Raw genomic sequence first — 13,872 nt, 5'->3', positions numbered from 1 at the left:
GTGGCCCGGGCCACTGGGCAGAGGTGGTCATGTGGGTACGGCGGGCGGCACATTGCCTCGTTGCGCACGGCCGGCAGGGGATGCCGCACAGGGGCCGTGACCGGCAAGATTTTTTCGTGTGCTCAAGTTGACAGGCCATGAGTAATGGCTTAGGAGAGGCCCATACAAACTCTTGGAGTTTGCCGTAAGCGTTAACGTCACACAACGCATCACCTCCCGCAATTGCGGCAAGGGATGCGTTTTTTTTGTGTCCTCAACCCGGTTGCGACAAACTACAGGATTTTTTTATGCAAAAGGATACCCGCTGCCTGTTATGGAACACGGCGGCACTGCTTTTTTCGTACATGGCTGTTGCCATGCCCCTGCCCGTTATTTCTGTTTTTGTGACGAAGCATCTCGGCCTTTCCAATGGTTTGAGCGGCCTTGCTGTGGGCATCGCTTTTTTGACGACCATCCTTTCCCGTGGCTTTTCTGGAAGGTTCGCCGACCGTAACGGCGGTAAGGTCTGCATGATGCGCGGGCTGCTGCTCTATGCCGCGGCCAGCGCCATCTGCCTTGCCGCCGGGGCTGCGGGTGATCCCGCTTGGGCCTTCGGCCTGCTGATCACCGGACGGCTTGTTCTTGGCCTTGGTGAAAGCATGGCTCTCGTCGGCATGCTCAGTTGGAACATTGCCCTTCTTGGCCCGCAACGGTCTGGCACGGTATTTTCCCTTGTGGGTGCAAGCCTTTACGGCGCATTTGCCCTGGGCGGCCCGCTGGGGCTGCTGTGCTTTACGCAGTTTGGCTTTACCGGGCTTATGCTGCTGTGCAGCCCGTTGCCTTTGCTGGGGTGGCTCATGGTTTGCCGGATGCCCGCTGTGGTGCCGGCGTCTGCCCGGCCAAGCGTGTCGTTTCTGCGCGTACTCGGCTCCATCTGGCGCCAGGGGGCCATTGTCGGTTTTCAGGGGGTGGGCTTTGCTGCTATCGGCGCATTTATTTCCCTTTATTTTTCCAGCAGGGGCTGGCAGCACGCAGGGCTTGCCCTGACCTGCTTTGGTGTCGGCTTTGTGCTGGTGCGCCTGTTTTTCGGCCATCTTCCCGACAGGCTTGGGGGCATGCGGGTTGCCGCGGTTTCCCTTGCGGTTGCCGCCGGAGGGCAACTGGCGCTCTGGCTTGCCCCTTCGGCAGAAATCGCCCTGATCGGCGCGTTTCTGACGGGAACCGGATGCTCTCTGGTGTATCCGTCCATGGGCGTTGAAGTTATCAGAAAGGTGCAGCCTGAACTGCGCGGCACGGCCGTGGGCGGTTTTGCCATTTTTCAGGATGTGGCCTATGGCGCAACAGCGCCGATTGCGGGCCTGTTTGCCGACCACTTCGGCTATGCGGTGGTTTTCATGATTGGTCTGGCTGCGGCCCTGGTTGGCCTGCTGATTGCCATTGTAACGGCTGTGCAAAAAACTGCCGTAGCGCGCTAGAATATTTTTATTTTGAAAATGCTCTGGCGGCTGTGTGAGCAGACGCCTGCCGTGGAGGCGCAAGTGCAATTTATTTGCACGAGTAAGCGCTGAAACGGGCATGGCTTAAACTTTGCGAATGTATATTCTCAAAGCTAATCTGCTCTGGGAGGCAGTTTTTGCGGACGTTTTGCGTTCGGCAAGATGCGCGGCGCCGACGCTTGTTTGCGGTTGAGGCGACGTACCCCGGCGGGCTGTTCTGGAAATGATAAAAGGATCTGTCCTGAAAAAACGTCTGCCTGTTGCAAGGGCATTGAAAAAGCGGGTGTACGCATGCGTACACCCGCTTTGGGCAAAAACTGTCTGCTTATGCGCCGCCCCTGTTCACCTGTTGAACGCACCGGCGGCAGGTTGCTGCATTCTGTAGGCTGTGAGTGCCTAGTGCATGACCTGCGACTTGCGGAAGTTTGCATAGGCTTCGCGCATGGCAATATAGGGGTCCACGGCGATGCTGTTCAGCTCTTCATACAGGGGCAGCACATCGCCAAGGTCGTTAAAGCGGAAGCCTGCGGCCAGCCCCGTACCCATTTCCCAGGGCTTGAGGTAGAAGAGGGGATCTGCAAAAACGTCGCCCACGCGGCCGATGGTATCACGCGCCGAACTTGGGCCGAGCAGGGGCCATACCAGGTAAAAACCCTGGCCTATGCCCCAGCGCCCCAGGGTCTGCCCAAAGTCCTCGCCTGTGGGGTCAACCGGTACAATGGTGCGCTTGCCCTTGGCAACATCGGCAAAGCCTGCGCTGGACGTGGTATTCATGATAAAACGGCTGAATTCCACCCCGGCTTCCATAAAGCGGAACTGAAGAATGTTGTTCACAAAGCGCACGGGAAACAGCAGGTTGGAAAAGAAGTTTTTTAATCCGCCGCGCAGTTGGTGGGGCGTGATGAACACCCATGCATCGTAGGCCGGTCTGGCAACATAAAGATAGAAAATGTCATTGAAATGAAACCAGAAGCGGTTCCACGGTTCAAAGGGGTCGGCGATGCTGGCATCGGCGGTGTCATAGTCGTCAAGGTCGTCAGCCGCGCGCAATGAACCGTAGGGCGTAACCGTGATGGCCCCTGCGGGCAGCATGGGGGAAGCCCCGTAGACGGTCGAGGGCGTGGGCTCCTGCCGTACCCCTCGGGCTGCCAGGGCATTGTCTGAAAAAATGCAGGCAAGGGCCGTCAGCAGCAGAAGGTTCAGCGCCAGCAGGCGCATACGGCGCAAGCCGTGATTATTTGCCATGTTCCTGCCGCACTTCCATTGCCTTGGCCTTGATGCGCGCAATGAGGTTTTCCGGTGAGTCGGTATTCAGGATATCCTGAAACTGGGTGCGGTAGTTTTTCACCAGGCTGATATTTTCTATCAGCACATCATAGACAAGCCATTTGCCGTTTTTGGGCAGCATGCGGTAGGCCACGGGAACTTTTTTACCGTCTTTCATGGTCACTACGGTGCGCACTTCGGTGCGGTCGCCTTTGGCGGAGCTTACCTCGCCCGTGTAGAGCACCTGTTCGCCGTTATAGCCGTCAATTTTGTTAAGATAGGTATTGATGAGCAGGTCGGCAAAGGCGTCGCTGAATTCACGCTTTTGCTCGGGCGTGAAGTTGCGCCAGCGCGGCCCCACAGTACGCGAAGAAAATTCACTGAAATCAAATATATGCAGAACCTCGTCCTCAATCTGCTGGCGGATGGGACCGCGTGTGGCGGGGTTCACATAGTCGGGATTTTTTATGAAGTTCAGTATGCGGTTTGTGGCTGTTTCAAGTGACTGCCGGGCAGGGGAGGTGGCTTGCGCCCCGGCGGGAAGCAGCACAAGGGCCAGCAGAAAGGCGCACAGGGCAATTGTGATACGGCGCGGAAGCGCATGGGTGAACATAGCTATTTCACTCCTCCGAAGGCGTATTTACTGATAAGAGAGCCGAGGTCAACGGCGGATTCTGTTTCCGTAATGCTGTCGCCGGGAGCAAGCATGTGGTCTGAGCCACCCCTGGAAATGCTTACGTACTTGTCGCCGATGAGGCCGCTGGTCAGGATGGAGGCGATGCTGTCGTCCGAAAGGTGCAGGTCCTTGTCAAGGCGCAGCCGCACAACGGCCTGATTGCGCATGGGGTCCGGGTCCAGGCTGATGCTGATCACCTTGCCCACAGGCACGCCCGACATTTCCACGTCTGCGCCGACGCGCAGGCCGGAAACAGAGTCGAAATTGGCAGTAAGTTCGTAGCCCTTGTTGGACAGAACTTCCATTTTGCCAAGCTTGATGGTCAGATAAGCCACACAAAGCAGGCCAATCAGCACAAAAAGGCCCACAGCGGTTTCGCGTACAGTACTCATAGGGTTCGCAATACTCCCCCGTAGCCGCTGGCTACAGTCATTCTTTCATAACTATATGGAGGTGGGCGCAAAGTTTCAAGTCCCGGCAGCGGAACAAGGACGCTTTGCCGCGCGGATACCTGGCCGGTATCCGGTGAAAAATCAGCATGATGGCAGAAATACAACGTCAAAATGCCTATTTTGCCCGTGCCTGCTGCTTGCCGCGCTCCGGCATGCCGGCAGCAGGGGCTTGCAGGCCCCGCTGAAATATCTGTACCCCGGCGTACCGCGCCCTGTTGCAGCAGTTGTGCGGAGCGATCTTGCCACAACACTGCTTTGGAGCAGGGCGGCAGTGGAAATATTTTTCTGCCTTGCACGGCTTTGTGTAAAAAACCGCGCCAGCAGCAAAGGGATGCTGGCAAGGCAGCCTTGCTTCGATCGTTATGGCGAAGGAAGTTGCGGCCAAAGACGACAGGGATGCTGCTCCGTCACGCAACTGCTTCAAAGTAAAAAAATCTATGAAGTCAGCCACCTGTCCAGGGCTTCGCTCACCTTGGGATCAATGGGCTGGTGCAGGTCACGGCGTTCGTCGCCTGCCTCGCGCCGCAAAAACTGCCGCAGATAGGGATTGTCGCTGGCTTCAAGCTCGGCCAGCGTGCCGGAAAACAGCGCGCGCCCTTCACCAAGCACAAGCACGTGGTCGGCAATGGCCTTGAGGCTCGCAAGGTCATGGCTGACCACAACAACGCTCATGTTGGCATATTGCTCGCGCATGGCAAGCAGCAGGTCATCCATGCGGGCGGCCGTGATGGGGTCCAGCCCTGATGTGGGCTCGTCGCACAGAAGAACGCGCGGCTCCGCGATGATGGCGCGCGCCAGGCCCGCGCGTTTGCGCATGCCGCCTGAAAGCTGGTTGGGGTAAAAATCGGCAAAGTCTTCAAGGCCCACCATGCGCAGCACGCGCAGGCCCGCTTCACGCACCAGGGCAGGGGGCAGGTGCAGGTGTTCGCTCAGGGGCAGGGTGACATTCTGCACCAGGCTCAATGCGCCAAGCAGCGCGCCGTCCTGAAAAAGGACGCCCATGTGGCGGCGTACCCGGCGAAAATCAACCTTGCCCAGTGAAAAAAGATCACGATCGCCCACCAGTACCTGCCCGGAAAGAGGCCGGGACAGGCCTATGATATGGCGCAGCAGGGTGGACTTGCCACAACCGGAGCCGCCAAGAATGACCGACACCTTGCCACCGGGCAGCACCGCGTTGACATCGCTGAGAACCACATGGCTGCCGTAGCCCACGCTGAGCGCGCGAAATTCTATATCCCATGCCTGCATGAAAGCCTGCCGTGTTTCAGGATTGTGGCCGTACCCGCTTGCCGGGCGCGGGGCGGAATGCATTTTACGGTTTGTGGTTTTTCCGCGCGTTCCGCCGGGGCTGGTGCAGCCTAACCCAGGCGAAGCGGGGGAACAAGTCCGGGAATACGGGCAGCGCCGTATGAGGCATCACGCTGAGCCGGAGAGTTCGGGCTGCTCCAGGGGCGCAGGGGCGGTGGCGCATGCACATCCTGCTGTAAGACTGTCAGGCTGCGGTCCGGGCGGTTTTGCCTGCCGCGTGTGGAAGCGGTTGCCGCAGGCGGTGCCTGACGATGGGCAGGGTCCGGTCGCAGCTCTTGCGCGGCAAGGCTCCGCTTGCAGAGCCTTGCCGCGCATTGCAAACAACATGCTCTAGTCTTCGGGCATATCTTCGGGAAAGTCGACGTTGGCGTAGACGTTTTGCACGTCGTCGTTGTCGTCCAGGGCATCCATGAGGCGCAGCACTTTCTGCCCCATGTCGGCGTCAACAGCCACCAGGTTCTGCGGAACCATGGCAAGCTCGGCGGACTGCATGACAATGCCCGTTGCTTCCAGAGAATCGCGCACGGCGGTAAAATCGGTCATGGCTGTATGGATGGTCCACTCTTCCCCGTCATCAATAACGTCGTCAGCCCCGGCTTCCAGGGCGGCTTCCATTATTTTTTCTTCGGGATAGGCGTTTTTTTCAACACTGATGACGCCCTTGTGGTCGAACATCCAGGCAACGCTGCCGTTTTCACCCATGGAGCCGCCATGTTTGGAAAAGAGGTGGCGCACTTCGGCCACGGTGCGGTTTTTGTTGTCGGTGGCCACTTCGACCATAACGGCAATGCCGCCGGGGCCGTAGCCTTCATAAAAGGTTTCGGTAAGATCGCCGCCGGCGTCCTCGCCGGTTCCCTTGCGGATGGCGGCCTCGATCTTGTCCTTGGGCAGGTTTACGGCCTTGGCCGCAGCTATGGCAGCGCGCAGGCGGGGGTTCATCGAGGGATCGCCGCCGCCCTTGGCAGCAATGATAATTTCTTTGGCGGCCTTGGTGAACAGCTTGCCGCGTTTTGCGTCCTGACGGCCCTTACGATGCTGAATATTGGCCCATTTACTGTGACCAGCCATAAAACCTCCGAAACCTTTAGGGAATAAATTGTTTTACCTGCCCGGCGGCGTGGCCACAGGGTCGGTCTGGTCCGGCTTGCCGCGAAAGCCAAGGCCCACAAAAAACGTTTCCTTGCTTTCGGCGCGCGAACTCTTGGGCTTGAAGGACTTGACCGTTGTAAAAGCCTTGCGCATGGGCGCAAGCAGTTCCTGCACGTCCGGCCCCATGAAAATTTTCACCACAAAGCCGCCGCCTTGCTTCAAATGCAGGCAGGCCACAGCCAACGCCTCCACAGCCAGGTCCAGCGAGCGGGCCTGATCGGTAAAGCGGGTGCCTGTGGTGCGCGGGGCCATGTCGCTTATGACATGGTCAAAGGGGCCGAGTTCTTCCAGTCTGGCCTCAAAGGCCGGGGAGCGGTTGAACACGTCTTCCTGCATGAAGATGACCTGGGGGGGGAAGGTCGTTTCGGTGCTTTGAATGTCACAGGCCAGGACCAGGCCTTTGGAACCCACCTTTTCCGCCGCGCCCAATGACCAGGATCCGGGGGCTGCCCCCAGGTCCAGAATCTTTTGGCCGGGCCGCAACAGGCGGAATTTGGCGTCCAGTTCCTTGAGCTTGTAGACCGAACGCGCGGGATAGTTCTCGCGCTTGGCCTTGAGGAAGTAATGGTCTCGATATTCCTTCATAATAAATACCAACGCGCAAGCGTACTCCTTTTTATGCATTTCGCCAAGTGGCGTGTGTGGCAGGTACCCGAAAAAATCTTCGGCATGCGTTGACCGCTTTCTTTTGATGATATAGGTTATCAGTACGGTTTCATGGCGGGCGGGCTTTTTGCCTTGCACGCCGTAACTAAAGGAGACTGCTTATGAAAAAAATTCTGCTGGCCTTGAGCTTTGTGTGTTGCGCCCTCTGGATCGGCGCCGGTGTCGCCCAGGCGGACAGCGTTAAGGTTCCCGTCAATAAAATCACTGATGAAGGCGTGGGCGAGGCCATCGGCTTCATCACCTTTGCCGACGACGGCAAGGGCGGAGTAGACGTTCTTGTTGATGTAATAGGCATAAGCGAGGGCGAGCACGGCATGCATGTGCACGAAAATGCCTCCTGCGCCCCTGCTGAAAAAGACGGTAAAAAAATTGCCGGTCTGGCCGCGGGCGGACACTTTGACCCCGATAAAACCGGCAGGCACGAAGGCCCCGGCAAACACGGTCACAAGGGCGACCTGCCCGCCATCAATGCGGATGCCAAGGGCGCTGTCAGCGCCAAGCTGCATGCTCCCAATCTGAGCGTCAAGGATCTCAAGGGCCGTTCCATCATGATCCATGCCGGTGGCGACAACTACTCCGACCAGCCCGCTCCCCTGGGCGGCGGCGGAGCGCGCATCGCCTGCGGCGTGATCGAATAGGCGGACACTCCGTTCTTTTAACAGACGTTTCCTCTCCTGGCATACAAGCCCCGTCGCGCTACAAGCGGCGGGGCTTTTCCACGCCGTCTTCATTGGCTATGCTGTGAAAAAGCACGACAGAGCGAGGCCCCATGGCAGAAAGAATACAGAAAACACCATCAGCCGTGAACGGAAAAAAAGATTTTTCGGGTGCGCCAGACCGCGAAAGCGCGGCCGGCAGTGGTGAAGGCCAGAGCCGTGAAGCCGTTTCGCCCGCCATGCCCAGGCGGGTCTGCCTGCCGGATTTTTCCGGCCGCGTGCTGACCCTGCCCGATGGGCCGGAGTCCTGGCAGCGTCGGGGAGAAGGGCCGGATGCCCTTGTTCTGGGATTGGGGCCGGGCAGCCCCTGGCTCACGGGCATGGTCGGGCAGGCGCGGCGGGTCTGCTGGCTTGAGCATGAGCCGACGCTGCGGGCATTGCCCCCGCTGGAGTCGCGGGGCGGCACAGGCGTGCCGGAGCACTGGCAGCGCGTGTCGCCGGAAGAGGCGACGGTGCTGGCTGCACTCAGCACCTGCTACTTTTATGGGCCGGGCATGCGTCTTGCCCCGGATTTCTGGGGGCCGCTTATGGGGCGTGTGGACGTCGCGCTGCTGCATGCCCCATTGCCGGAAATGGCTGCGGGGCCGTCTGCGACGAAGACTTCCGGCGCAGACCGCGGGGATGGAAAGCGCGAGGGCGGCCCGGTGCTTCTGCCGGGACACAGCGGCCTGCTGCTGCATCAGGAACTGCATCAGGCCCTGGAGGACTGCGGCCTCGGGCCAGTGCTGCCGATGGCGGAAAAAGCATATGGCTCTAAAGGGATGGAGGCTCTGCGCCATATTTTCCGGCAGGGGCGGCCCCGTCTTCTTCTGTCTGTAAACTTGCGTGGGCTGGATGCGGAAGGGCGCATCTTTCATCTGTGCCGGGCCATGGGAGTGCCTGTGGTCCTGTGGCTGGTGGATAATCCCTGGCATGTGCTTTCCGCGCTGCGTCTGCCCTGGTGGCGCGAGGCGTGTATTTTTGTCACGGACGCTTCGTTTGTTCCGGAGCTTGCCGGAGCCGGGGCGCGGCAGGTATTTCATCTTCCGCTGGCCGTGGCCCGGCATATGTGGCGGAACACAGGGGCGGAAAATGCCCGGGACGAGCCGGAAATGGCGCCGCTTTTTGTGGGCCGTTCGACCTTTCCGCACAAAGGGCGTTTTTTTGCGGCAGCCCGTGTGCCTGAAGCGCTTGAAGAAGAAGCTGCAAAGGTACTGGAGCGCAGCAGAGGGCCGGTGGACGCGCCCCATTATTTCTGGTGGCAGAAACGGCTTGGTGCGGCAGGCTGGCCGGATATGGCATCCCGCAATGCCGGGCTTGGAGCCGAAATGTGCGCCCGGGCCAACCGCGCCCGCTGGCTGCGCACGATTCTGGATCAGGCTGGCCGGGAGGCGGGCAAAAAAAATGACGCTTGCGGCCGCCCCGGTCTGCGTATCGTGGGCGATGTGGGTTGGCAAGAGCTTTTGCCCGGCGCGCAGATTCTGCCCCCTGTGGACTACTACGTGGCATTGCCTGATCTTTATGCTTCGGCGGCGGTGCTCAATGTCACGAGCCTGCTGCTGCCGCGGAGCCTGAGCCAGAGGCATTTTGACGTCTGGGCCGCAGGGGGAGTGCTTTTCAGCGATGCCACGCCGGGGCTGGATATTTTTCCCTCCAGTCTTACAGAGCCGATCCGCCTTTGCGGTCCGGAAGATTTCTGGCCGCGCTGGGACGAGGCTCGCTCACGGCCCGCGCAGATGGCAGAGTTACGGCGGGCCTGGCGTGAACACCTGCGGAGTGCGCACGGCTATGAACACAGGGTGCGACGCATCTGCGAAATTGTCGGAATCGGTTGTCCCGCAAGCGGATAGAAGAAAATCGCGCAAAAAACGGTTCGTTCCGGTATCTGCCGTTTTTCACGAAATGCGCATTCGCTGGGTATCGTGGCTTTTGCCACGCATGTTTGTGGCTCAGGCTTCAAATACTGTGTTCATAGAGCGCCTTGCGACCCGCTTTTCAGCACTGTGCTGTCCTGCATTGTTCGTGATTGGCTGCGCGGGTCTTTTGTGCGGTTGCACAGGGCATATGGGGCTGCGAGGTAGGTAGTCTTTGCCCTGACCATGCGAAAAGAGCCGCTTTTTCAGGAGCAGGCAAAGCACTTGACAGCGGGACGTGTATTGCCTATTGCTTTCTTCCTGCGATGTTTACGCGTGTGGGGAAGTAGCTCAGCTGGGAGAGCACCGCCTTCGCAAGGCGGGGGTCGAGGGTTCAAATCCCTTCTTCTCCACCACAAATTTAAGGGGTTACGGTAAATGCCGTAGCCCCTTTGTTGCATTGTCCGCCGTCGCGACTCTGCCGGGCAGCGGGTTTTTATGCGGTTGTCATCACTTTGAATTTTTTGATATCTTGCTGGTCACGTTGTCGTGCTTATTCCTGCCCGTTTTTTTGCAACACGCAGGACTGCCATGAAAAAATTTCAGAGTAAAAGGATCCACCCATGACCTGCCAACTTGTCACAGGAGGCGCGGGCTTCATCGGCTCGGCCTACGTGCTTCAGGCCCGCCGCGCCGGGATCCGCGTCATCAATCTCGACAAGCTGACCTATGCGGGCAACCCGGCCAACCTGGCTTCACTGACCGGCGACCCGGAGCATGTCTTTGTGCGCGGCGATATCGGCAATGAGGAGCTGGTGGCCTTTCTGCTTGAGACGCATCAGCCGGATGCCGTGGTCAACTTTGCCGCAGAAAGCCATGTGGACCGTTCCATTGTGGATCCGGATGCCTTTGTCCGTACCAACGTGCTTGGCACGGCAACCCTGCTGCGCGTGGTCAAGGATTGGTGGAGCGGGCTTTCTTTTGAGCAGGCTGCGGATTTTCGTTTTCTGCATGTGTCTACAGATGAGGTGTACGGCGCGTTGCAGCCCGGCGATCCGGCTTTTTCAGAAAGCACGCCCTACAGTCCCAACAGTCCGTATTCGGCGTCCAAGGCGGCCAGTGATCATATGGTGCGCGCCTTTCACGAAACCTACGGCCTGCCCATCCTGCTGACCAATTGCTCCAATAATTACGGGCCGCGCCAGTTTCCGGAAAAACTCATCCCTCTCATGATTCTTACGGCCCTTGAGCGTAAGCCCTTGCCCGTGTACGGGCAGGGGGCCAATATCCGCGACTGGCTGCATGTGGACGACCACTGCGCGGCCATCGCCCGCGTGCTTGAAGCCGGGCAGGTGGGCCGCACCTACAATATCGGCGGCCATGCGGAGCGGACCAACCTTGAGGTGGTGCATGCCGTGTGCGCTATTCTTGATGATGTGTGTCCTTCCGCCCAGGGGCCGCATGCCGAACTCATTACCTTTGTCTCCGACAGGCCGGGGCATGACTTCCGTTATGCCATCGACTGCTCGCGCATTGAAAACGAACTGGGCTGGCGGCCTTCGCGCCGGTTTGACACGGGCTTGCGCGATACCGTGCGCTGGTATCTGGAAAACAGCGCCTGGGTAGACCTTGTGCGTAGCGGAGCCTACCTTGAGTGGATGAATATCAACTACGGGCGGCGTACCGTTGCAAGCGGCGGGGGAAAAAAACTATGAGCGCATGGAAAGGCATTGTTCTCGCCGGGGGATCAGGCTCGCGCCTTTATCCCCTGACCTTGAGCGTGAGCAAGCAGCTCATGCCCATCTACGACAAACCCATGATTTACTATCCGCTGGCAACCTTGCTGATGGCCGGCATCCGCGATATCTGCCTTATTTCAACGCCCGAGCATCTTCCCCTGTATCAGGCCCTGCTGCATGACGGTTCCCAGTGGGGGTGCTCCATCTCTTATGTTGCGCAGCCGCGCCCCGAGGGATTGGCTCAGGCTTTTCTGCTGGCCGAAGAGCATATTGCCGGGCATAACACCTGCCTTGTGCTTGGCGACAACGTTTTTTTCGGTCACGGCATGCCCGATCTTACCCGCGAGGCCATGAAGCGCAGCCGGGGGGCGACGGTTTTCGGCTATCATGTGCGCGACCCCCAGCGCTATGGCGTGGTGGAGTTTAACTGCGAGCGACGCGTGGTGAGCATTGAGGAAAAGCCCCTGGAACCCAAATCCAATTTTGCCGTCACCGGCCTATATTTTTATGACGCCGATGTGGTGAACATCGCCCGTTCTGTGCGGCCTTCGGCTCGCGGCGAACTTGAAATAACCGACGTCAACAATGCCTATCTGGCACGCGGCGACCTGCATGTGGAGCTTATGGGTCGGGGTATTGCCTGGCTGGACACGGGTACCCACGATTCCCTCATGGATGCCGGAGCCTTTGTGCAGGCTGTGGAAAAGCGCCAGGGACTCAAGGTGGCCTGCCTTGAGGAAATTGCCTGGCGCAACGGGTATATTTCTTCCGATGAGGTACGCGCTCTGGCTCGGCCCATGGGCAAGACCGGCTACGGTCAGTATCTGCTTGACCTTGTGGATACGGGGATAGGCCAATGGAAGTAGTGGCAACGCCTCTGGCCGGAGTCATGCTCATAAAGCCCAAAGTATGGGGCGACAGCCGCGGCTACTTTGTAGAGACCTGGCAGCAGGAGCGGTACGCGGCAGCAGGCATTGATGCATCTTTCGTGCAGGATAACCACTCCATGTCCACATACGGCATATTGCGCGGCCTGCATTTTCAAAAAAGCCGTCCCCAAGGCAAGCTTGTGAGCGTTTCTCTGGGCAGTGTTTTTGATGTGGCTGTGGATATCCGGCCCGGATCGCCCACCTTCGGCCAGTGGTATGGCGTGGAGCTGACGCAGGACAACCAGTGGCAGCTCTGGGTTCCGCCGGGCATGGCACACGGCTTTGCCGTGACCAGCCATGTGGCGCATTTTCATTACAAATGCACAGACTACTATTGTCCCGAAGACGAAGGAGGCATCCGCTGGAACGATCCGGACCTTGCTGTGGCCTGGCCGGTGGCGCAGCCGCTTTTGTCGGACAAGGACCGGCATACGCCCTCGTGGCAGGAATTTCTGGCAGGATTGTAGGGCGTCTTTCGCCGGGATTTTAAATGTTAAACGGGCGAAGCTCCGTTTTTGGCAGTCTTGGGCGTAACGTCCCACCCTGCCGGAAGCGGAGTTTCGTGTTTTTGGGCGTGCTGAGGGTGAAGCTGGAACAGCGCCGCTTTACCACCGCCCCAAACCAGGCAGCACGTCAGGCCTGAGGCATCAGGGCGGGGGGCATCGGGCTGAGGCGGTTGCGGCATCGGAGCATCAGGGGAGACGTGCCATGTGGCCGGGCGGGCAGTGCTAGGCGAAGCCGAAATTCATCAGCGTGTGCCGGGCCATGACATATTTTGAAAGCGATAGTTGCGTAAACTGCATGCCCGAAAGCAGGCCCTCCACCACGGCAGGCAAAAAACTGTCGTACTTGAGTTCCAGAATGGTCAGGCCGTCTGTGCAGATGGGAATCGACACGGCGGAACCGGGCATGGACGCCCGCAAGCCTGAATCGAACGTGATCCTTACGTTGCCCGGCGCGTAACTGAAGGCTTCGCGCTCATAGATAACGGTTGCCACCGGACGTAGGCAATTGGTGCAGTGCAGGCGATAAAACGCCTCCCACACTTCGCCGGTTTGCGCGGCGGCAATGCTCATGTCCCCGGCGCTAAGCCTGTGATACTGGTCTTCTGATACTTTGGCATGCAGCTTGAGCCCCAGTTCGCCTTCCTTGTGTTTGCGCTCCAGGTGCACGGGATCGAGCCGGTTGTTGTACCAGCGCATACGCCATTTGTCGCGCGTAAACACGCCGCTTTGCTTTTCATGCAGGGCGGTATCATAGATGTCGTCAAAATACAGGCTGCTGATAAGATAGCTTCCGTTGGAATGCTTGTCGCGTTGCAGCAGGCAGGAAACCCGATGCCGTAAAACGGCAGCATTATCCGGCGACAGATAATATTTCCGTTCATATCTGAATTGTTTTTCCTGCATGGTTGCGACCCCGTGAAAGATATTAGCCTTGATGCTGTTGCGCAAAAACCGCGTGGGCTGCCGTTCAGTTTGACATGGAATGTTGACGGAAGAATCTAATGATTTTATAATATTTTTTTATGCAAGCATAGTCCATGCCCGTGCTCCATGTACAATCTTTCTCCCTGTGCAGGCGGCCGTGCAGCGAGAACACATCCCCCTTGCAGGAAGATACGCCTTATTATGCGAACAACCATAATATGCCTTTTTCTG

Annotated in this window: 13 protein-coding genes and 1 tRNA gene; 7 read left to right on the top strand and 7 right to left on the bottom strand. The window is 58.6% G+C overall.

The window, feature by feature from the left end:
* Window positions 1-287 precede the first annotated feature (287 nt).
* Complete coding sequence (locus QZ377_RS05445; protein ID WP_291440182.1) at window positions 288-1,454, top strand: MFS transporter; 1,167 nt, start codon at window positions 288-290, stop codon at window positions 1,452-1,454.
* Between the two features lie 417 nt (window positions 1,455-1,871).
* Here QZ377_RS05445 and QZ377_RS05440 read toward each other — a convergent pair whose 3' ends face one another.
* The 6 genes from QZ377_RS05440 to QZ377_RS05415 form a co-directional block, all read right to left on the bottom strand.
* Window positions 1,872-2,720 carry a VacJ family lipoprotein gene (locus QZ377_RS05440; RefSeq protein WP_291440181.1) on the bottom strand — a complete coding sequence of 283 codons (849 nt, stop codon included), beginning with the start codon at window positions 2,718-2,720 and terminating at the stop codon, window positions 1,872-1,874.
* Window positions 2,710-3,354 (bottom strand): ABC transporter substrate-binding protein, encoded by a 645-nt coding sequence (locus QZ377_RS05435; RefSeq protein WP_291440180.1) that lies wholly within the window; start codon window positions 3,352-3,354, stop codon window positions 2,710-2,712. Before QZ377_RS05435 ends, QZ377_RS05440 begins: the two co-directional genes overlap by 11 nt.
* 2 nt (window positions 3,355-3,356) lie before the next feature.
* Window positions 3,357-3,809 (bottom strand): outer membrane lipid asymmetry maintenance protein MlaD, encoded by a 453-nt coding sequence (mlaD, locus tag QZ377_RS05430; protein WP_012624172.1) that lies wholly within the window; start codon window positions 3,807-3,809, stop codon window positions 3,357-3,359.
* A 495-nt stretch (window positions 3,810-4,304) separates the two neighbouring features.
* Window positions 4,305-5,120, bottom strand: a complete 816-nt coding sequence (locus tag QZ377_RS05425) for an ATP-binding cassette domain-containing protein (protein ID WP_291440179.1) — start codon at window positions 5,118-5,120, stop codon at window positions 4,305-4,307.
* Window positions 5,121-5,510: 390 nt separating this feature from the next.
* Window positions 5,511-6,248, bottom strand: coding sequence for a YebC/PmpR family DNA-binding transcriptional regulator (locus tag QZ377_RS05420; RefSeq protein WP_291440178.1), 738 nt, complete (start codon window positions 6,246-6,248; stop codon window positions 5,511-5,513).
* A gap of 33 nt (window positions 6,249-6,281) precedes the next feature.
* Window positions 6,282-6,914 (bottom strand): RlmE family RNA methyltransferase, encoded by a 633-nt coding sequence (locus QZ377_RS05415; RefSeq protein WP_291440177.1) that lies wholly within the window; start codon window positions 6,912-6,914, stop codon window positions 6,282-6,284.
* Window positions 6,915-7,096: 182 nt separating this feature from the next.
* Between QZ377_RS05415 and sodC the strand changes: the two genes are divergently transcribed.
* From sodC to rfbC, 6 genes are all read left to right on the top strand, one after another.
* A complete protein-coding gene (gene sodC / locus QZ377_RS05410) occupies window positions 7,097-7,633 on the top strand; it encodes a superoxide dismutase [Cu-Zn] SodC (RefSeq protein ID WP_291440176.1) in 537 nt (178 codons plus the stop codon).
* Window positions 7,634-7,764: 131 nt separating this feature from the next.
* Window positions 7,765-9,540: a DUF3880 domain-containing protein gene (locus QZ377_RS05405; RefSeq protein WP_291440175.1), complete on the top strand. Its 1,776-nt coding sequence runs from the start codon at window positions 7,765-7,767 to the stop codon at window positions 9,538-9,540.
* 343 nt (window positions 9,541-9,883) lie between these two features.
* A tRNA-Ala gene (locus tag QZ377_RS05400) sits at window positions 9,884-9,959 on the top strand.
* A gap of 207 nt (window positions 9,960-10,166) precedes the next feature.
* Window positions 10,167-11,258, top strand: a complete 1,092-nt coding sequence (gene rfbB / locus QZ377_RS05395) for a dTDP-glucose 4,6-dehydratase (RefSeq protein WP_291440174.1) — start codon at window positions 10,167-10,169, stop codon at window positions 11,256-11,258.
* A complete protein-coding gene (gene rfbA / locus QZ377_RS05390; RefSeq protein WP_291440173.1) occupies window positions 11,255-12,148 on the top strand; it encodes a glucose-1-phosphate thymidylyltransferase RfbA in 894 nt (297 codons plus the stop codon). Before rfbB ends, rfbA begins: the two co-directional genes overlap by 4 nt.
* Complete coding sequence (rfbC, locus tag QZ377_RS05385; protein WP_291440172.1) at window positions 12,139-12,678, top strand: dTDP-4-dehydrorhamnose 3,5-epimerase; 540 nt, start codon at window positions 12,139-12,141, stop codon at window positions 12,676-12,678. The genes rfbA and rfbC overlap by 10 nt, the downstream gene beginning before the upstream one ends.
* 261 nt (window positions 12,679-12,939) lie before the next feature.
* On the opposite strand, the gene QZ377_RS05380 is transcribed toward rfbC, so the two are convergent.
* Window positions 12,940-13,620, bottom strand: a complete 681-nt coding sequence (locus tag QZ377_RS05380) for a polyphosphate polymerase domain-containing protein (RefSeq protein WP_291440171.1) — start codon at window positions 13,618-13,620, stop codon at window positions 12,940-12,942.
* Between the last annotated feature and the right edge of the window lie 252 nt (window positions 13,621-13,872).

The sequence above is a fragment of the Desulfovibrio sp. genome (assembly GCF_019424165.1).
GTDB lineage: Bacteria > Desulfobacterota > Desulfovibrionia > Desulfovibrionales > Desulfovibrionaceae > Desulfovibrio.
This window is presented reverse-complemented; position numbering and strand designations above follow the sequence as displayed.